This is a genomic window from Salegentibacter haimaensis (assembly GCF_054121495.1).
In genome coordinates, this window is record NZ_JBSYGH010000019.1 from 13,479 (window position 1) to 33,433 (window position 19,955).

General features: G+C 36.7%; 21 protein-coding genes. 12 read left to right on the forward strand and 9 right to left on the reverse strand.

Going from position 1 to position 19,955, the window contains the following annotated elements; genetic code table 11:
* The first annotated feature begins 46 nt into the window (after nucleotides 1–46).
* The 5 genes from ACW6QP_RS14215 (at nucleotide 47) to ACW6QP_RS14235 (ending at nucleotide 3,345) form a co-directional block, all read left to right on the forward strand.
* Nucleotides 47–1,090, forward strand: coding sequence for an alpha/beta hydrolase (locus tag ACW6QP_RS14215; RefSeq protein ID WP_457911536.1), 1,044 nt, complete (start codon nucleotides 47–49; stop codon nucleotides 1,088–1,090).
* 268 nt (nucleotides 1,091–1,358) lie between these two features.
* A complete protein-coding gene (locus tag ACW6QP_RS14220) occupies nucleotides 1,359–1,658 on the forward strand; it encodes a HigA family addiction module antitoxin (protein ID WP_457911537.1) in 300 nt (99 codons plus the stop codon).
* Nucleotides 1,659–1,821: 163 nt separating this feature from the next.
* On the forward strand, nucleotides 1,822–2,265 hold the full coding sequence (locus ACW6QP_RS14225) for a hypothetical protein (protein ID WP_457911538.1): 444 nt from the start codon (nucleotides 1,822–1,824) through the stop codon (nucleotides 2,263–2,265).
* A gap of 406 nt (nucleotides 2,266–2,671) precedes the next feature.
* Complete coding sequence (locus ACW6QP_RS14230; protein ID WP_457911556.1) at nucleotides 2,672–2,923, forward strand: DUF6364 family protein; 252 nt, start codon at nucleotides 2,672–2,674, stop codon at nucleotides 2,921–2,923.
* Nucleotides 2,923–3,345, forward strand: coding sequence for a type II toxin-antitoxin system VapC family toxin (locus tag ACW6QP_RS14235; protein WP_457911539.1), 423 nt, complete (start codon nucleotides 2,923–2,925; stop codon nucleotides 3,343–3,345). Before ACW6QP_RS14230 ends, ACW6QP_RS14235 begins: the two co-directional genes overlap by 1 nt.
* Nucleotides 3,346–3,364: 19 nt before the next feature.
* Here the strand turns inward: ACW6QP_RS14235 and ACW6QP_RS14240 are convergent, their stop codons facing one another.
* Nucleotides 3,365–4,789 carry an MATE family efflux transporter gene (locus ACW6QP_RS14240; protein WP_457911540.1) on the reverse strand — a complete coding sequence of 475 codons (1,425 nt, stop codon included), beginning with the start codon at nucleotides 4,787–4,789 and terminating at the stop codon, nucleotides 3,365–3,367.
* An 814-nt stretch (nucleotides 4,790–5,603) separates the two neighbouring features.
* On the opposite strand from ACW6QP_RS14240, the gene ACW6QP_RS14245 reads away from it, so the two are divergent.
* The 6 genes from ACW6QP_RS14245 to ACW6QP_RS14270 all read left to right on the forward strand — a co-directional run bounded on the left by ACW6QP_RS14245 (nucleotide 5,604) and on the right by ACW6QP_RS14270 (nucleotide 11,133).
* Nucleotides 5,604–6,986, forward strand: coding sequence for an NAD-dependent succinate-semialdehyde dehydrogenase (locus ACW6QP_RS14245; RefSeq protein ID WP_457911541.1), 1,383 nt, complete (start codon nucleotides 5,604–5,606; stop codon nucleotides 6,984–6,986).
* 144 nt (nucleotides 6,987–7,130) lie between these two features.
* Nucleotides 7,131–7,757, forward strand: coding sequence for a hypothetical protein (locus ACW6QP_RS14250; protein ID WP_457911542.1), 627 nt, complete (start codon nucleotides 7,131–7,133; stop codon nucleotides 7,755–7,757).
* 429 nt (nucleotides 7,758–8,186) lie between these two features.
* Nucleotides 8,187–8,564, forward strand: coding sequence for a PH domain-containing protein (locus ACW6QP_RS14255; protein WP_457911543.1), 378 nt, complete (start codon nucleotides 8,187–8,189; stop codon nucleotides 8,562–8,564).
* Between the two features lie 34 nt (nucleotides 8,565–8,598).
* Nucleotides 8,599–9,054 (forward strand): DUF1801 domain-containing protein, encoded by a 456-nt coding sequence (locus ACW6QP_RS14260; protein WP_457911544.1) that lies wholly within the window; start codon nucleotides 8,599–8,601, stop codon nucleotides 9,052–9,054.
* A 382-nt stretch (nucleotides 9,055–9,436) separates the two neighbouring features.
* Entirely contained in the window at nucleotides 9,437–10,267 is an 831-nt protein-coding gene (locus tag ACW6QP_RS14265; protein ID WP_457911545.1) for a universal stress protein, read from the forward strand.
* 332 nt (nucleotides 10,268–10,599) lie between these two features.
* On the forward strand, nucleotides 10,600–11,133 hold the full coding sequence (locus tag ACW6QP_RS14270; RefSeq protein WP_457911546.1) for a DUF6252 family protein: 534 nt from the start codon (nucleotides 10,600–10,602) through the stop codon (nucleotides 11,131–11,133).
* Between the two features lie 761 nt (nucleotides 11,134–11,894).
* On the opposite strand, the gene ACW6QP_RS14275 is transcribed toward ACW6QP_RS14270, so the two are convergent.
* The 8 genes from ACW6QP_RS14275 to ACW6QP_RS14310 all read right to left on the reverse strand — a co-directional run bounded on the left by ACW6QP_RS14275 (nucleotide 11,895) and on the right by ACW6QP_RS14310 (nucleotide 18,574).
* A complete protein-coding gene (locus ACW6QP_RS14275; RefSeq protein ID WP_457911547.1) occupies nucleotides 11,895–12,377 on the reverse strand; it encodes a carbonic anhydrase in 483 nt (160 codons plus the stop codon).
* A gap of 4 nt (nucleotides 12,378–12,381) precedes the next feature.
* Nucleotides 12,382–13,011 carry a carbonic anhydrase gene (locus ACW6QP_RS14280; protein ID WP_457911548.1) on the reverse strand — a complete coding sequence of 210 codons (630 nt, stop codon included), beginning with the start codon at nucleotides 13,009–13,011 and terminating at the stop codon, nucleotides 12,382–12,384.
* Between the two features lie 755 nt (nucleotides 13,012–13,766).
* Nucleotides 13,767–14,726, reverse strand: coding sequence for a sodium-dependent bicarbonate transport family permease (locus ACW6QP_RS14285; protein WP_457911549.1), 960 nt, complete (start codon nucleotides 14,724–14,726; stop codon nucleotides 13,767–13,769).
* Between the two features lie 84 nt (nucleotides 14,727–14,810).
* A complete protein-coding gene (locus tag ACW6QP_RS14290) occupies nucleotides 14,811–16,160 on the reverse strand; it encodes a dihydroorotase (protein ID WP_457911550.1) in 1,350 nt (449 codons plus the stop codon).
* A gap of 83 nt (nucleotides 16,161–16,243) precedes the next feature.
* On the reverse strand, nucleotides 16,244–17,194 hold the full coding sequence (locus tag ACW6QP_RS14295) for an L-threonylcarbamoyladenylate synthase (protein ID WP_457911551.1): 951 nt from the start codon (nucleotides 17,192–17,194) through the stop codon (nucleotides 16,244–16,246).
* A gap of 14 nt (nucleotides 17,195–17,208) precedes the next feature.
* Nucleotides 17,209–18,045 (reverse strand): DUF6671 family protein, encoded by an 837-nt coding sequence (locus tag ACW6QP_RS14300; protein ID WP_457911552.1) that lies wholly within the window; start codon nucleotides 18,043–18,045, stop codon nucleotides 17,209–17,211.
* The gene (locus tag ACW6QP_RS14305) at nucleotides 18,045–18,335 is read right to left on the reverse strand and encodes a hypothetical protein (protein ID WP_457911553.1); all 291 of its coding nucleotides are present in this window, start codon (nucleotides 18,333–18,335) and stop codon (nucleotides 18,045–18,047) included. The genes ACW6QP_RS14300 and ACW6QP_RS14305 overlap by 1 nt, the downstream gene beginning before the upstream one ends.
* Nucleotides 18,336–18,346: 11 nt before the next feature.
* Nucleotides 18,347–18,574 (reverse strand): hypothetical protein, encoded by a 228-nt coding sequence (locus ACW6QP_RS14310; RefSeq protein WP_457911554.1) that lies wholly within the window; start codon nucleotides 18,572–18,574, stop codon nucleotides 18,347–18,349.
* An 86-nt stretch (nucleotides 18,575–18,660) separates the two neighbouring features.
* On the opposite strand from ACW6QP_RS14310, the gene ACW6QP_RS14315 reads away from it, so the two are divergent.
* Nucleotides 18,661–19,584, forward strand: a complete 924-nt coding sequence (locus tag ACW6QP_RS14315) for a LysR substrate-binding domain-containing protein (RefSeq protein ID WP_457911555.1) — start codon at nucleotides 18,661–18,663, stop codon at nucleotides 19,582–19,584.
* Nucleotides 19,585–19,955 lie beyond the last annotated feature (371 nt).

A 19,955-nucleotide genomic window follows, 5' to 3' on the forward strand; every position in this document is an offset into this window, starting at 1 on the left:
CCCCTTCCTCAACTTGCGATAGCCGTAAACCGTGACCATAATTATTATGAAGTATTTAATAACAGTAACTTTAATATTAATTCTCCACCAAATTCAGGCACAGGAGTTTTTCGATTACGAAAAAGAAATTCCAAACATTAAAAATTATTCAAATCAAGAAATAAACTTTAAGAATGAGTTAGAAAATATCACTTTGTCGGGAACTTTATTAGAACCTCAAAATACATATTTCAATAAGCTTGTGATTATAGTTCCAGGATCAGGTTTAGATACTCGTCACAGTCATTATTTACTTACTGAGAATCTTTTAAAAAATAATATTGCCGTTTTCAGGTATGATGAAAGAGGTGTAAATAAATCTGAAGGAAATAATTCAAATGTAAATTATGGTGTTACACAAATCACTAATGATTTAATGGCTGCCATACAAGTACTTGAATCTAAATATAATAATTCAGATGTAAAAATCGGTTTGATTGGGCATAGCCAGGGAGGAATGGCGGCGATTAATACTATACAGGGAAATGCTAATATTGATTTCCTTGTGCAATGGGCTGTTCCCGTACAAAAACATGGTGAATTCCTCAAATATCAAATCCAAACTGGTGCAAACACTTTTGACAGAGAATTGATTTTTGATAGCAATAAAGAAAAATTCGAAATAATATATATAGTTCAGGATGTTATAAGCAAAAATCCAGAAATGGATGACATAAAACTTTCTAAAACGCTTAAAAAAGCTACAAGAAAACACGGTTACAAAAGAGAGAACTATGATAGATTTACATTCTGGACATTTCCCTCAAGAAAAGATTTACTCAGACAGAATAATGAAAAAACATATGAAAACCTGGATGTTCCAATGCTTTATATAATAGGATCAAAGGATATTTTTGTAGACCCCAAAGCAAATATTGATTTTTTAAATAGTTTGAATAACAATATTATCGAAACATTGCAACTTGAAAATTTAAATCATTACCTGACAAGTGAGGATATTGATCCCGGTAATCTAAAAATGTCAAGTTCTTATTATGAAATAGATCAAAAAGCTCTTAATCAAATTACAAGTTGGATTATTGCACAATAACTATTGCCAATAGCGGTTCATCTCAAATTACGGGTGTTTTTGAAAAAAGATTAATTTAGATTTTGAACAAGGCAAAGCGTTAGCCGGCAAATCTGCATCCAAAATTCCACGCCACTTCTCGTTAACCGGGACCGTTGGCACCAAGTGAAAAACCTTATAAAACCGAACTAGACAAAGATGTCCTAATAATGTCATATTTTGACTGCTATCAAATAGCTCAATTCGGCAATAAATTTGGCTAAACGTACATCATTAAAAAGATAAAAAAATGAAAAAGTTAGAAAACATACATCCTGGGGAGGTTTTAAAAGAAGAGTTTTTGGATCCACTGGAAATTACAGCTTACCGACTTTCCAAAGAAACTTTTATTCCTCAAACCCGGATTAGCGAAATCATTAAAAAGAAAAGAAGAATTACAGCAGATACAGCACTAAGACTTTCAAAATATTTTGGAACAACTGCTAAATTCTGGCTGGGCTTACAGGATGATTATGATTTGGAAAAAGAAAAGAAATTAAAAGAGGCAGAATTCAATAACATAAAACCCCTGGAAAATAACGCTGCCTAATAAATAACCAGGCAACTTCCAGGCAATTTAGCCTAATTTTGAGACATAATTTTCATCATAGCTCCCGCGCGTTTGTATCGCTGTCTCCCAAAAATTTTAATTAAGTTTTTTCTATTTCAAGCCCCGCTACTTCATTAACTAACACTCCTGGCAGCAGCATAAAATGAATAAAATCGAAATTAAATCTGAAAATTTGACGAAGGATACTAAATTTTACTCTGCAAGAACCATAGGTGGCGCCACATTTTTAGGCGGACCCCTCGCAGCAGGTTATATGATTGGCAAAAACTTCACGGCAATAGGGAAGCCTGATCAAGCAAGAAATTCCTTAATTATTGGATTTGTGTCGACGCTATTATTATTTACAGGCATATATCTTACTCCAGAAGATATAATCGATAAAATCCCAGGCCAATTAATTCCGTTGGCGTATACGGGCATAATTTGGGGAATTGTTGAATGGAAGCAGGGAGCAATTCTCAAAATACATAAGGCAAAAGGAAATTCATTTTTTTCAGGTTGGAAGGCAGCAGGTGTCGGGTTTATTTCACTGATATTAATCTTGATAGGAATATTTGCTTTGGCATTTTTCGACCTGAATAATTAAGTCTACGAAAAATATGATGCGGAATTAAGTGTGTTTTCAAAAAATGAAGAAGTAACCTTAGTTTTTTTTATGAGCACTTAAATTTAATTTGAAAATCACTTTTTGCGAAATTAGAGAATTTAAGCATTCCAAATGGAGAGGAAATATGACCTTCGACAAAAACCGGGACCATCATTGAATGGCAAATAAATGGTTTTATCAAAGCTTCTCCCCCTTCCACCTACCCCGGCTAAAAAGCCAGAGCTTGAAAATCCCGGTGGTGGTTTCAGAGAGAGACTTCGCCAATTTGAGATAAACGCATACCGTAATGAATAGCTTATAAAAAACGTGTTAAACAAATAAAATTTACACGTATAAAACCGCTTTCTTATTTATATTTGTAAGCATAGCCTTCAATTGAAAAATGATGAATACAAAACTCACATTGACCATAGAACAGGAGATCATTAAAAGGGCAAAAGAATATGCGAAAGATAAAAATCGTAGTCTTTCCGATATTATTGAGAATTATTTAAAAGCTCTCACCACAGAGGAAGAAAAACAGAAAGATAGATCATTAAATCCCGTAATAAAATCTTTGAAAGGTTCTTTTAAAATGTCCGGGGAGATGGATTATAAAAAGGAACTGAGAACCCGTTTAGAGAAAAAATATCTTTAATGGAAAATGTTCTTATTGATACCGATGTCATTTTAGATTTCTTCTTTGACAGAGAACCCTATGCTGAATTTGCCACCGACATTTTCAATCTTTGTGCAGAAAATAAATTAAAAGGATTTACAGCTCCTGTAATTATTTGCAATGTTTATTATCTACTCCGGAAAACTGCAAAGCACGAACTCGTCGTTGAAAAATTAAAACAACTCCTCACCATACTCGATGTACTAAATATGAATAAAGAAATAGTTCTTGATTCTTTAAATTCTCCCTTTAAAGATTTTGAAGATGCCCTGCAAAATTATTCGGCTGTAAAAAATGGTAAAATCAGTGTTGTACTTACCAGAAACATTAAAGACTATAAAAAAAGTGAATTGGCAGTGATGACTCCCGAAACATATTTAAAGGGGATTGCCAGAAGCTAATCAGAAAGATGATTTTGCGTCATAATTTTTGCGTCTTCCACCTACCCCGGCTAAAAAGCCAGAGCGTGAAAATGCCGGCGCTGGTTTCAGAAAAAAATACCGCCCAGAAAACGCCTGAATAGCCCCAATCGAAATAGATGGCCAGGAAATAAGCCAGGGGAATTTGGAGCAGCCAGAAAAACACAAAATTGATTTTGGTAGGGGTTCGGGTATCTCCCGAGCCGTTAAAAGCCTGGGTGGCGACCATCCACCAGCCATAAATAAAGAAGGAATACGATAGAATTTCAAGCCACTTCGCTCCTACTTCGATCACTGCTTCTGCAGTTGAAAATAAGCCTACCAGGTTTTTGCTAAACACGAAAAAGATCAGCGAGACCATCAGCAAAAAAATCATATTGTACTTTCCGGTTTTCCAGATCGCGGCTTCGGCCCTGCCGGGATCTTTGGCGCCTAAATTTTGACCCACCAGGGTGGCTGCAGCATTGGAGAGCCCCCAGGCCGGCATCATACAAAACAACATAATGCGTAGGGCAATGGTGGCACCCGCTACGGCTTCACTCCCTATATCGGCCAGAATACGCATCAGGAAAATCCAGGAGGTCATCCCAATAATCATTTGCCCAATTCCCCCCAAAGAGGTTTTTAGGATAGAGAACATGGCTTTGGCATCATAAACGAGTTGCGACCAGGCAATTTTAATATGTTTCCCTCCTTTGAATAACAACCAGAGTTGAAGCAGCACGCCACAGCCCCTTCCGATATTGGTTGCGATAGCAGCTCCTTCCAGCCCCATTGCCGGGATGGGACCCCACCCAAAAATCAGCAACGGATCCAGGATTATATTAAGGCCATTGGCCACGGCCAGGACCCACATAGCAATGGCCGCATCTCCAGCCCCGCGAAAAACCGCATTGATCACAAACAGCAGCATAATGATAAGGTTCCCTCCCAGCATCCACCGCGTGTAAGAGCTGCCGTGGGTTAAGGTCCAGGCATCGGCGCCCATAAGGCTTAATAATTCTTCAGCATAAAAGATTCCGGCCAACGCAAATGGAATCGAAGCCAGAATGGCCAAAAAAACCGACTGCACCGCGGCGACTGCGGCATTAGATTCCTTTTTCTCGCCGATGCGCCGGGCGATGATGGCAGTGACCGCGGTGGCCAAACCCATTGCGATAGAGTACAGAAGAAAGAGATAGGTTTCGGTAAGGCCCACCGTGGCAACGGCTGAGGCACCCAGTTTTCCAACAAAATAAATGTCTACCAGCGCAAAGGTAGATTCCATAATCAATTCAAGAATCATAGGAACGGCCAAAAGGAAGATGGCCCGCTTTAAACTAATGCGGGTATAATCTACTTCGGTGCCCTTAATGGCCTCCAGCAAGGCTTTCCTGAAGTTCTTTTTTGGAGGTTTCACAGGTACAGAGGAGGTTTGATACTCCATATACTGCCGATTTAAAGAATCAAATTTCAGCGGAAGATACTTCAAATTTAGATGGAATCAGTGGCCCGGCTTCAGGAAAACACCAATGGAAAACCCCTATTTTCAGAAATAAAAATTTAAAATTTCAGGAAGTTGTGCAACCTGCATTCTGAACAAACCCATCGCAGAACTAAATAGGATTTGTGATCTAAAACCGACAAATTTTTAACCGGAACATTTTGTACCAGCGGTACGATTTACCCCGGTGCTGAATTGTAACTAAATTTATTATTGGACATTAAATTACTGAATATCAGTTTTTTAAAAAACAGGCACTTGAGATATTCCCCCGCCGGGCATAAAAATTGACCCTGGGAACGCAGAATTTCTCAGGAAAATATTATGCTCAAAAGATTCTTCAAAGTTCTCTTGCTGTTCATCTTGCTGGCTATAAGCGCTTCAATATATCTACATCAGGAATTTTATTATTCCATTTGGACAGAAAATCAAATCACCCTGGGATTCCTATTCTTCATTATTGTGCTGCTGGCCGTTGGCGGGCTTAAATTAAAAAACAGTTTTAAAAATAATTAAAACTTCCACACCTGGGATTATCCGCTTAGTTTGGGAAAACCGGGAAAAGTTTTAAAGCAGATATCTTCAGAAGATTTTATTTTAATTCTCAATCCCCGGCCAAGGATATTCCAGGGCCAATATAATTTATGAAACTTTAGTGTAATTGCCGGTTTCCGGCTTAATTCTTAACAGGTTCTTACGAGAAACAGGAAGGATTTCTGCGTAATTTTCATTTTAAAAAATTGCTAAAAGAAAAATTATGTCGGAAGAAAAATTAACCACCGTAAATCCCGCAACGGGTAAAGAGATTAAAAGCTATGAATTTTTCAGTGATGATGAAATGCAAACTGCAATTCAAAACTGTCACGAGGCATTTCTGAACTGGAAAAGTAAACCTGCCGAAGAGCGGGCGAAAATAATTAAGGCTATTGGTGTTGAGCTTGACAAGCGAAAAGAGGAGCTGGTAGAATTGATGACCCGGGAGATGGGAAAATTACTGAAGCAGGGAGAACAGGAAGTAGAACTCTGTTCGGCCATTTGTGATTATACCGCGAAAAACGGCCCCGAAAGCCTAAAAGATGAAGAAAGGGAATTGCCTGAAGGTGGCAAAGGCCTTATCACTTACTCACCAATTGGGGTGATCTACGGAATTCAACCCTGGAATTTTCCAACTTACCAGGTGGTTCGCTACAGTATTGCCAATTTGATGGCCGGGAATGGAGTATTACTAAAACACGCCGGGAACGTAACCGGCAGTGCTTTGTTACTGGAAGAAATCTACAAGGATGCCGGCCTTCCGGAGAATCTTTTTAAGGTACTTGTAATAAATCACGACCAGAGTGATAAAGTAATAGAAAATGAGCTGGTACGGGGAGTTACGCTAACCGGAAGCTCGGGTGCAGGTAAAGCCATAGCAGAAAAAGCCGGTGGTCTGCTCAAAAAAACAGTGCTGGAATTGGGGAGTAACGATGCCTATATTGTTCTGGAAGATGCCGATTTGGATCTGGCCGTAGAAACCTGCGTGCAGGGCCGCATTTATAACAATGGGGAAACCTGTGTTGCAGCCAAACGTTTTATCGTGGTAGATGCGGTTTATGAAAAGTTCAAAAAGGCTTTTGTTGAGCAGATGGAAAATATCAAAACCGGGGATCCCACCGGTGACCAGGCCGATATTGGGCCAATGGCCAGAAAAGACTTAAGGGATGACCTGCACGAGCAGGTAGAGGAAAGCGTACAAAAAGGAGCCAAAATTCTTTGCGGCGGAAAAAAACCCGAAGGCGACGGATTTTACTATCCTGCAACCGTACTTGCCGATTTGAAGCCGGGAATGCCCGCCTATGACGATGAACTTTTTGGACCTGTGGCTTCTCTAATTAAAGCCAAAGATGCTGAAGATGCTATAAAAATCGCCAATAGCAGCAGGTTTGGCCTGGGCGGAGGAATTTTCTCCAAAGATGAAGAGAAAGCTAAAGACTTAGCCAAATATCATTTCGATACAGGAATGGTGTTTATCAATAGTTTTGGCCTGGCCAAACCCAATATGCCCTTTGGAGGAGTAAAAGATTCGGGATATGGACGGGAACACGGTGGCTTTGGACTCCACGAATTTGTGAATGTAAAAGCCGTGATGTTATCTAATTAATTTCAGAAAATCAGCTAAGACCGGGACAATGATCCCGGTTTTTTATTATTATACTGTGTTTTCTGTTAATTTGGCTCACAAAAGTCAGAATTTTTAACCTTTGAGTAAATGGATTATTATTTGCTAAATCATTCAACTAATCTGATGGAAATAGGAAAATTTCCTCAGGCAGAGGATGCCGAATTTCCAACTCCTATAGATAATAACCCCAAACAATTAGCAAATATACAGTTTGAAAAAGTTATTTCTGAACCTGAAATTGCAATTCCAATTCTAGATAAAAAAGCAATAAAAACAGATTTAATAAGCTCACCTTCAAGGGGGTTTTACAGGAAGCTAATTATTAGCGAAAGATTAAATAATATAATTAGACCATTTTTCGAAGAAAACTTCCAATCGTTTAAATCTGGTATTTATATCAAAAATATCTTTTTTGATGACTATTTTATTCTTCATCCCGTTCAGGCAAAAATGGATAATATAGATTATAAAGCATCTACTTTTGTCTATCGCAAAAGAAGACCTGAGGGAGGTTCATATTTAGAGAAAACGAACATACAGTCCTTAATTAATTTTAATGAAGTATTGGAAAATCTAAAGCATAGTACAACACGGCTGTATATAGACCAGGTTAAAGTCAAGGTTGGCACAAAAGACCATATTTTTGTTATTGAAAACACTAAATCAGGTATGGTTTTCATAGTTTCTGATTACTTAAAAAATCAAATCGAGATGAGAAATTGTACTGGTATAAAATTTGAAAATTTGTAAGGGAGGCTTTTCCCATAACTTCTAAAATTTCCCAGCTCCCTCGCGATATTGTATCGCGTGGCACCCAGCAAATAGGCAGACAAAAAGTGATTTTTATTTAATAAAAAGCTTAGATTATTAAAGAAAGATTTAGAAAGGAACCGAAAAGAACGTGATACAATCGCGAAACATCGGGGCAGTATGGGATTGGCCTTTGGAGGCGTGATAATTTTAAATTTGGGAATCAAGGTTTAAAGTTTAGGTCTGCGATGTCAGTTCGAGAACCGAGATAAAAAAATGCATCCAGAAAAGGTTGAAAGTTCCTTACCGAAAAAGGGAACGCGATGCAATCAGAACCAGCGCAGTTTAAAGAAGGAGAAAAAGAAGAGCTTTAAATCCTAATCTACTTTTGCCTAAATTTAAAAGGAAATTAAAAATCAATATTTCCTTATGAGTTTACTTAATAAAATACTTGGCAACGCTTCAAATGTTTCAGTAGAAGAACTTAGCTCGAAATACGGCCGGCTATTAACCGATAATGAAAACATCGAGCTGGGATTTTCCCTGCTTCGTGACGTATTTATGTTTACCAATAAGAGGCTGGTGTTAATCGATATTCAGGGCTTAACCGGAAAAAAGCAGGAATATCTTTTCCTACCCTACAAACATATTTCAAGGTTCTCCCTGGAGACTGCCGGTACCTTCGACCTGGATGCCGAACTTAAAATCTGGATTTCCAGTGAAAATACCCCCACCGTGAGTAAACGCTTTAATAAGAGTATCGATATTTACGAGGTTCAAAAGTATTTGGCGGGGAAGGTGCTTTAATTTTATTATTTAGAATCCTATCATAATTTTTCCAATGAAAGCAGGAGGGAATACAGTAGAAGAAATTTTAAAAAATCTGCCGGAAGACAGGTTTGAACCCTTTAACCGGCTTCACCAGGTAATTGTAAAAAACCTGCCTAAAGGATTTGAACCGGCTATCAGTTATGGCGGATTGGGCTACGTGGTGCCGCATTCCCTTTACCCCGCCGGGTACCATTGCAAACCGACTGAACCCCTCCCATTTGCCGGCATAGCTTCTCAAAAACATTCTATCAATTTTTACCATATGGGCCTATATACCGATCCTGATCTTTTAGGCTGGTTTATTTCTGAATATCCAAAATATTCAAAACAAAAACTGGATATGGGAAAAAGTTGTGTTCGCTTTAAAAAGATGGATCAAATCCCCTATGAGCTTATTGGGAAACTGATGCAAAAAATATCTGTAGCGAATTGGATCGAAATATATGAAAGACGATTAAAAAGATAATTTATCAGTTTCTGAAGAAAAATTAATTGGAGAGAGATTTGTTTGAAAATAAAAAAGGGTGAATGATCACCCCTTTTTGCCCCAAATCTACCATGAACTTAACCTACTTATGTTATGGTCCTGTAAATGTAATTCAGAATTTCTTTCATAGTTCAAGTATTCGATAAAAGGTATAAATTTCCCTATGAAAGGCTTGTTTTTTATAAAAACAGCGACGCGGGCGGCTAACCAAGCCTTCCTTTTCTCTGGAAATCAGATAATTCCCATTTAAATTTGATCATTAGATATAAGTTGAATATTCTTAAAATTTTACTTCAGAAATTCTCTTTATTTCAGGATTGATTCTAAAAACTCTATCTTTCCCTTATCAAATACGACCTCCATGGAGAAGACCATTTTAATCCCTACCAACTTTTCTAAACCTGCCTGGAATGCCCTGGTGTATGCTATAGAACTATTTCAACAAAGCAAAGTAGAATTCTATATTTTAAACACCTATAAAAAAGATCTTTTAAATCTAAACAGCGAAGAAGCCAAAAGTAAATCGGAAACCGGGTTGCAAAAAATATTAAACGGTATTCAGTTCAGAGATCGTAATACTTCACATTCCTTCCATACCATTTCTACGTCTAAAAAATTAGAGCAGGCCATCGAAGAAGTGATACGTGAGAAAAATATCAACATGATTGTCCTGGGGTCGAAAGGTAAGTATGCAGGAATCAATAGTGCCTACGATTCTACAGTATCCTCCATATCTCAAAATATTAATGACTGTCCTGTTTTAGTAATCCCTGAAACCCTGGGTTTCGAATTGAAAAATTTCACTGAAATTGTTTTTCCAACCAGCCTGTTAAATAAATTTTTGAAAAAGGACCTACAAATTCTAATTGACCTTGCAAAGAAACTTAAAGCTCCTATCAGAATTGTAAACGTGGAGGAAAGCAAGGAGGAGGGAGAGATTGATATGGAAATGAAAAATCAGCTAATGGATATCTTTAAGGAACTAAAGATTTCATTTCATACCTTAACTCAAACTACTGTATCTACAGGGGTGCATATCTTTATACAGAGTAGGAATAGCAGTATGCTGGCACTTTATAAACGCCGCCAGGGATTTTTCTCCAGGTTGTTTATGCAGAATTTCAAGAAAGACATCGATTTCGACCCGATGATCCCTGTATTATTAATTCCTGAACTGGAGAATAAAAATTGATTAGAAACTCAAAGCATTCAGCCTTCCGAGCCATTGGCCGCAACCTACTTCACCCGGAATTGCAATTAACCAAATACCCGGTTTTACTACTTAAAATTTCAAAATAATTAGAAATGCCCAACAGCCCCTCCAGACTTTCTCTACGCTATCACTCCTGATCGCAACAGCCTACACCCCATTGGTCTACCCTTCAAAAAATCTCTTTTTATAGGGCTTGATACTAATCTTAAATAATTGAATTTCAGTAAATTAATACCATAAATACAGGAAAACCTGCAGTTCCAGTTTTATGGCCTGGTGGTATCTTTAAAGATATTTTTAAGCGAGAGGTTATGAAGAGGGGTATGAAAAGTTTGGTATGGGCATTTACTGCTATCATTCTTTGCTGGGGATGCAGCAATGACGATGATTTCAGCGGCGAAGAGGAATTCTTGCTCGCTAAAGTAAATGGGGAAAATTTCAATGCATCTATAGATGGAGATGATCTGTATTTCAAAAAGGAAATTAATTCCAACGGAACTATAGATTTAATTGTGCACGGACGTTCCCGGGATCAAAAAAATATTCAGTTTGCAATTAGAAATTACATGGGAAGTAAACGTTATATAATGGGAAATAAAAGCTCCTTGCACAGGGATCATTTCTTAAATGGAAACTGGTGTGATTTTTCTGAAGAAACTACCGGTCTGGTTTGGAGCACAAAAAATTTACCGGTAGTTGGTAATTTATCTCAGAGCTATGTCGAGATTGATAGTGATAACGGAGAAACGATTTCAGGAGCATTTTTATTTGATGCTTATGATAATGGAGGAAATGATCGAAAAAGTGTTTCTGAAGGTGTTTTTCAGGTAGAAATTAGACCTTAAACACGATAAGCCCGCGAGGCCTACCAGCTAAAATAAAACAATCCTGATCTTTAATTGCGATCCTTCATCCTGCGCTTCAACTCCGAAAACTTATTTTCAAAAGCTTTCGAATACAGGCACCTGTCTTTTCAGGTACCAGCTTGACAAAATTCAGGCTATGCCTGTAATCGTATTCAGTTTAGGCAAGCTTCTCAAACTGCGTTTGCAGCTTTTTATTTTTCTGAAAAGGGATTTACTGTATTGATCCCAGGGAGGGAAACCAACAAAGCTTTACATGCTTCAGGCTGCGCCTGTGATCATTTTTGTTTTACTCCAGCTCCTCAAACCGCGTTTGAAGCTGGAGTAAAACAAAAATGCTTCCCCTTTCAGGGAAGCATTTAAAGCTTTGCGGAGGAAGAGGAACTATCCAAAAATGGCTAAACACCACTATTACTGGCACTTCAGAGAGATCGAAATTCTGGTGTATCCGAATTTGACACCTTTAACCTTATTTTAACTAAAACAACCCTATTTTCAACTTTTAACCTTTCTAGTTTATTGGGAACAAGTCTTACCAAAAACAAATTATCTTTACCGTTAGATGAGGCAGTGATGAAATTTTAATATTTGGCTACCAGGGAAGCCCCTTAGAAAGTGGTCAATGCCTATCAGAAACTGGGACATACCTTAAGTTAGTTCCTTAGGATATATAAAAAAGAGGGGCAGACTTTAAAAAAGTCCAACCCCTGTTATTTTAACTTTACACACTTTGCAGGAGTATATTATATTTTTAAATCCAGCTTTTCGAATTCTGAATTTTCTCGATTAAAAATTAAACCACTCAATTGAATGGTTCCCTCTTCAATTTTATTTCCGATAAATGCCACATCCATTAATTCATAAGCTTGCCGGTAAATATTGAGTTTTGCAAGAAATTTCTGTTGTTGCGGTGCCTTTAATGATTCAAATTTATCTTTGTTGTTTATTTTAAGTTCAATCAATTTTTTTTCAGCATCCGTTCCATGATTTTCGTGCTCATAGACGGTATTTTTTATAAATGTACAATGAATATCATTTACAATTACAATCTCTGAAATTGTGGCATTATTGATTAATTGATTTACATCTTCTGCATATTCGAATTCTGATATATCAAATACAGAACCTAACGCGGTTAAAAAATAAACATCACTTCCAAATTCTTTTCTTATTGTCTGCTCAATATGACATTCGGGACATACAAGGTACAACGTTTTTTTTTCCATACGCTTATAAGTCTAGATGGTAAATTTTCCTGATTTCATCCAGTTTCGTTGAAAAATCTATCTCCAAATCAATTAATTTTCCGGTATAAATATCAAAAACCCACCCATTTACAGTAATCCGTCTGTCTTTATATGCTTTTTGAACTTCTGCAGTTTTAAGAACATTAATACATTGCTCTTGAACATTTAATTCAACAAGTCTTTTATATTTTTTTTCTTCATCTGTGATTTCATCTAATTCATCCTGGTGGATTCGATACACATCGCGAATATTTCTTAACCATGGGTTTAATGCACCTAAATCTTTACTTAACATTGCAGCCTTTACACCGCCACAATAGTAATGGCCGCATACTACCACATGATTAACCTTTAAGTGTGTAACTGCAAAATCTATTACGGACATAACACTTAAGTCAGTGTTTGAGACCAAATTAGCAATATTTCTGTGCACAAATGCGTCACCAGGACCAATTCCCATAATTTCTTCAGCTGTTACTCTACTATCTGAACAACCAATGTAAAGAATTTCTGGACTTTGTCCAGTCGAAAGATTTTTGAAATAATTTGAATCGACATCCAATTTTTCCTGAATCCATTTTTGATTGTTTTTAAAAATTTTCTTTATTTCCATTTAATTATAGCTTTTTGCATTCAGTTTATATATAACTACTTTTATTTAAGACTTTGTGAAGTTTAGGAATGGGGTCATTTTTACACTCAAAAAATTGCTCATTTAAATATATTATTAACATATCCGACTAGGTTCTGAGATATCCTCATTACCTCTAAGTTAATTTTCCATTATTGATTAAACTAATATGTAAATTCGCGATGTTCTAATGCGAAATACTCATATTTCTAGTGCAAAATACAAATAATGTTAGAATTAATAGCTACCACCTCTTTTAAGTTATTTTTCTATCTAGAAATACTTAAAATAATTAAAAGACATCTAAGATTAATAAGCTTAGGTTGTAGATAGTAAATTTTGGTAGTGGAGGATAATCGCAAAACCTAAACCTAACTGGATAAGGTAGGGCCGGTCACCCTTTATAGCTCATCTCCACTTCTTAGAAGTAATAATAAAAGGACTCTTATTTTTCTTAAGAAATACCCATAGTGCAAGAAAAATTTCTTCAGCCTCTTCCTATAGAATTTTCAAACCATTTCTTTGAGTGAGATCTTCGAAGAAAATCTCTTTAACGAGAATATATTCCCTATCTTTCTTTTTCTTCTTGATTCACTATTAAACTTTTTCGACCTTTTTTAATAATCTCTTTTCATTTCAAACATTCTTTACAGCATAATTAGTCACGATTTTGAATATTTTGATGTATCGAAATTAATCAAAAATTGATCGAATATTTTTTTAATCGTACATTCTCATCAAGAGACAATAATTGCCATGTAAATTGGCATACCAAAAGTTATATTGAATGGAAAAGTTACAGCCAATGCCATCGGAAGGTATAAACCGGGATTGGCCTTGGGAACTGCCATTTTCATAGCTGCAGGCACGGCAATATAAGAAGCACTGGCCGCTAATATTGCAAGCATAAACCTGTCTCCAATATTACCCGTCACTAAACTGCTCATCCAGGCTACAGCACACCCATTTATAACCGGGATCACTACAGCAAAAAGGGAGGTAAACCAGCCACTTTTTATAAAATCAGTTAACTTTCTCCCACTAATAATTCCCATATCCAAAAGAAAAATAGCCAAAAAACCTTTAAAAATATCAGTTGTAAAAGGAGCAATACCCAAGGCTTGACTTTCACTTGCCATAAAACCAATAATTAAACTGCCCAGGATCATCAAAACACTTCCATTAGTAAAAGAATGGCCAATTAAATTGCTGATCTTTGGTGAGTTCTGGTCTTTTTTTCCGTAGAAGGAAATTAGGGCTACCCCTACAATAATGGCAGGGGCTTCCATTAACGCCATTAAAGCAACCATATGGCCACTATAAGGTATTTGCTGAATTTCCAGAAAAGAAACAGCGGTCACAAAAGTAACAGCACTTATTGATCCGTAGGCTGCTGCTATCGCTCCTGAATTTTCAATACTGAGCTTTTTCTTAAGAAGAAAAAAGGAATAAATAGGAATTACAATCGCACTAACCACCCCAAATAATACTGTCCATATTATTTCCATAGAAAATTGACTATGTGCCAATTCCCGCCCTCCATTAAAACCAATGGAAAATAAAAGATAAAGAGAAATAAATTTGGAGGAACTTTTCGGGATTTCCAGGTCACTTTTTAATTGAACTGCCAATATTCCCATTACGAAAAAAAGTAAAGCCGGGCTCGTTAAGTTATCAAGTAGTAAATTCAGATTCATTTTTCAATTTTTATTGCTTAGGTTTAATAATAAATATTCAAGAAGAAGAAGAAGAAATGCGCTATGTTATATTTCTAGAGCAGCTTATCTTATCTTTTCGAAAAGTAGCCTTTGCCCCTTTTTCTTATCAATTAGATTTCCATGTTCATAAACCAGGTTTCCATTTACGAAAGTGTGAGTCACCTTGCTTTGGAACTCCTGGCCAATAAATGGAGACCATCTGCATTTGTACAGAAGATTGTTTGTGGTAACTTTCCAGGGTGACTGTAAATCAACTAGTACCAAGTCTGCAAAATATCCCTCACGGATGTAGCCCCTTTCTTTTATCCTATAAATTTCTGCCACGTGGTGACTCATTTTCTCCACTAGTTTTTCCAGGCTGATCTTGCCCTGATGGAAAAGTTCCAGCATAGCGACCAAAGCGTGCTGCACCAAAGCCCCTCCTGATTTGGCTTCAAAATAATTTCCCATTTTCTCCTTAATAGTATGGGGAGCATGATCCGTAGCTATGATGTCCAGCCTATTTTCATTAAGCGCTTGAAGAAGGCCAATTGCATCACTTTCTTTTTTAATAGCGGGATTCCACTTAATTCTGGAACCAAGATTTTCATAATCTTTTTCAGAAAACCAAAGGTGATGAACACAGGCTTCAGCTGTTATACGTTTATCCCTGATGTCTATATTTCTTTCAAAAAGATTCGCTTCTGCAAGGGTAGAAATATGAAAGAGGTGTAGGCGGTTATTATGCTTCCGTGCAATTTCCAGTACACGCTTAGTGGCAACTAAACAAGCTTCCTCACTTCTGATCTTGGGATGGAAAGAAAAAGGAATATCTTTCCCATACATGGACCTGTACTCCGCGAGATTTCTATTAATTATCTCATCATCTTCAGAATGCAGTGCAACAAGGGTTTCGGCACGGGAAAACAGCTTCTCCAAAAAACCAGCATTGTTAGCTAAAATTCCTTCCTCGTCCTGAAAATAAAGGCCATCATCTGTAATTCCACAAACTTTTTCTGTGTCCGTCTTTAAAGCTTCCTCCAAATTGTCTTTTCTTATCCCCATAAAAAAGGAATAATTCGCTAAAGACCTGCTTTTGGCTAAAAGATACTTCTCTTCTAGAAGTTCCTGAGTAAGCGTATTGGGGATTGTATTGGGCATATCCATAAAAGAGGTAATGCCGCCTGCAACAGCTGCCCTGGATTCGGTTAAAATATCAGCTTTATGAGTGAGACCAGGCTCGCGAAAATGTACCTGATCATCTATTACCCCTGGAAATAGGTACAAACCCTCGGCATTTATCTCCCGGAAAGAGGATTGCGAAGTAAGCGATGTTCCTATTTTTTCGATTCTGCCATTTGAGATTAAAAGATCTGAAATAAATCTTTTTCCTTCATTGACAACTGTGGCATTCCTTACTATTGTTGTAGACATTTTTGTTTATTAGAGGATTTATTTTCAATTAATTGGTGGCCAATAAATAGCTAATGGAGAGTTATAGAAATGATTAGCTGCCTTCATTTTTTAGCGGCTCTTCTAAGTTTATCGTTTATAGTGAGACCAATACCCCTCGCGGGAAGCTGCTGAAAAATAATGACATCAGGTCTTTTTTGGTCGAGACGGTGCATTGCAGAATACAGGTTCTTTGCAGCCTCTTCAAAATCTCCTGTTTCAGATAATATTTCTTGATGGACCAGGAGGTCATCTGTCACTTTTTCTTTGAAAAGAAGAAGCCCAATTCTTTTACCCGGAAATAATCTCATCATACCGGGTACATCTTCTATTAAAAAACTTTCTGTTACCGGTGCATAATGTCTGGAGAGCATACCTGGAGCATTGGGTTTGACGTCTTCATTATTATATATTTTTATTTGTCCTGTGACACTTTCAATCTCCTCTAATGAAATTGCGCCATACCTATATAGAATGGGATGTTTGTTATCATCAAAACCAATAATAGTAGATTCAACACCTCTTTCACATTCTCCCCCATCCAGAATATTTTCCAGTTTTGCTCCAAAGTAGGAAAAAACATGGGCTGCTGTAGTAGGGCTAATAGAACCAAAAGGATTTGCACTAGGAGCTGCTAAAGGAAAATCCAATCTTTCCAGAAGATCTAGAGCAATTAGATGATTAGGCATTCTTACAGCAACAGTTTCCAGCCCAGCGGTAACAGCATTAGCGACAGAATTCCTCTTTTTTAAGATTAGAGTTAGTGGCCCCGGCCAAAATTTAGTGGCAAGTTTATAAGCTAAATCCGGTATTTCCCGTGCTACATTATCCAGGTCATTCACAGATTTAATATGAACAATCAATGGATTATGCGAAGGCCTATTTTTTAGCTTAAATATCTTTCTTACGGCTTTTTCACTAAAAGCATTGCCGGCCAATCCGTAAACTGTTTCAGTGGGTATCGCCACAATTCCACCTTTATTTAATTCCAATACTGCTTGCTCTATCCCCTTCATTAGCTCAAAGAAATTTAGGGATTGCATATATCACAGTACATAGGATCTTCATGTTGTTTCCCATTTGGAAATTTTTCTTCTGAAGTAAAAGAACATTTTTGACATTCATAAATGTAGCTTAGAGTAGATCTTGTTGCTATACCACATAATTTACAGGGAAGCCCTTTATTCGCAGCGGTAACACCAAACCCTGGTGTATTACATTGGGGGCAACGGGATTTTATTTTTTCTATAAGTTTTTTACCTGCCTTTTCAATAACTTTCATTCTTGATGGATTATATAAGGCGCGCATATCTGTTTCCACAATGACTGAATTTCCCTCCTTCACTAATTTCTTATAGGAAGATCTTAAAACATCCCAGTCAGTTATACCTTTGACGATTTGAGAGGTAGTAATTTCTGAATTCCGAAGGATGAGTCCGTGAGAGGGAAATTGAACCCGATCGGCAAAATGAACTAAGTCTTCCATGGAGTTTATCTCTTCGTTGGCAAAATTAGTATCCATCTCCACAACCCTTCCTATAATTTCAAGATCATTCTGTTTGTCAATAAAGATCACAAACTCTTCATTTACAGGCACAAAAGGGATAAAAGGATGGGAACCGAAAGAACCTTCACTGGCAACACCAAGATCACAGCCATAGAATTTCATAGCCTCAAGACATTTGTTGCGTACCGTCTGCACCGGCCCCTCTTTCCTTTCTACCTCCCCTGTAAAAGTCCCAAGAAGATCAGTATCAAAATTTGTAGAAACAAAAGATTTTACTCCCAGGCCATTCTCAATTAAAGGGCCTAGAACCGCCTCCTTTTTATGCTTTGTAGCAATCAATAATTGTCTGTTCTTAAACATTATACCTTCTCAGTCCTGCTTTCTGCCCTACAGGAAATATTAATAGTTGATTGGATCTCAACTACAAGGTTATTCTTTTGAGCATCATCTAATAAGGTGATAATCCTCTCTCTTGTTTCCCCAAGTTCTTTCATTCTCTTTTGAGAGTTATTCTCAGGTTCACCTGTACGTATTTCAGAACTGAAATCTTTAATGGTGTGAAATTGGATCTTACTGCTAATCATATTCAGCAAGATCTCTTTTGCTTCATTTGCACTGAATTTACCGTCAATTAATTTTATGTTGTCCATTTTCTTGTTATTTAAAGATTATTAGAATTAGGTTTTATAAATCGAAACAAACTTAGTAGGGTGATAATTAAAATAGCCTTAGAAAGCTCCTCTAGGAGTACCTCTCCAGATAGCAAGAAGAGGGCTAAAAACATTCCTCCAATGAAAAGAGTTATAAGTAGTTCTAGGTTAAGTTGTTCAACACTTTCTTTAATTGATTTTGATGAAAAATTGGTCTTTTTACTGTTGCTTGGGATCATTTCGAGTTTTTTTGATACAGCAAAATTGAAAAATTTCAGGTATAAATAAATATATATATATTTGATATAAATTATAATAAAATCTTATGAATTACACCTTACATCAGCTAAAGATCTTTCTCAAAGTTACTCAAACACGGAGTGTAACAAAAGCTTCAGAGGAGCTACACCTCTCTCAACCAGCGGTTTCCATGCAACTCAAAAATTTTCAGGATCAATTCGAGATACCTTTAACGGAAGTTATAGGTAGAAAAATCTATATAACCGATTTCGGTAAAGAAATAGCTATTGCATCAGAGAACATTTTAAAAGAAGTTGACACAATCAACATGATGAATTACGCTTATCGGGGTCAGCTTGTAGGTCATTTGAAAGTTGCTGTTGTTTCAACCGGAAAGTATGTCATGCCCTACTTTCTTTCTGCTTTTATCCGAGAGCACCCTGGAGTAAACCTTTCATTAGATGTAACTAACAAAGCTTCTGTAATCGAAAATCTAGAAAACAATGAAATTGACTTCGCTCTTGTTTCAGTGCTCCCCGAACATTTACAAATTGAAAGCATTGAACTTATGGAAAATAAATTGTTCCTAGTGGGAGGTAGAGAGCAGGATTTAAAATTAGAGCATCATAGTAGGGAAATTTTTAAAGAGATTTCTCTCATTTACCGAGAACTCGGATCTGGAACCAGACACGTAATGGAGAGTTTTATGAAACAATACAATCTACCTCTTCTCAAAAAAATGGAATTGACCTCAAATGAGGCTGTAAAACAAGCGGTTATTGCCGGATTAGGCTATTCGGTGATGCCGATTATTGGGATAAAAAATGAACTTAAAAATGGAGATCTTGAAATCATTCCTGTTGGGGGTTTTCCAATTAAATCAAACTGGCAAATTATTTGGATGAAAGGAAAAAAATTTTCACCTGCTGCTACTTCTTATCTGGAATATCTAAAAAAGGAAAGAAACAGGATAATAAGAGACAAATTCGGATGGTTTGAAAAATATTAGGAAAACCCACTTCCATAAATATTTAAAGTATATTCTTATATTCATTATAAGTTTCACTTATTGGTAATAATTTATTTTTCCTTTTTAAACCACTAAAATTAGTCTCTCCTAATGAAAAAATACTCCTCTTACATTATATGCTCCTATTGTAAAGGTCACAAAAAAAGTAATCTGAAGGTCGAGAACAAAAATGAAATTACTGCAGATTTGCAGGTAAAAAGATTTAGATTCAAATAAGATATTAGTTAAGAATCCGACTTGAAACCTGGATAATTCAATTTAATAGTTATTCTGGAGGGTGTAAAATAAACTCTGTCTGAATAGAATTATTTATTAATTTAATTCAGATAGAATTATGACAACAAAAGAAC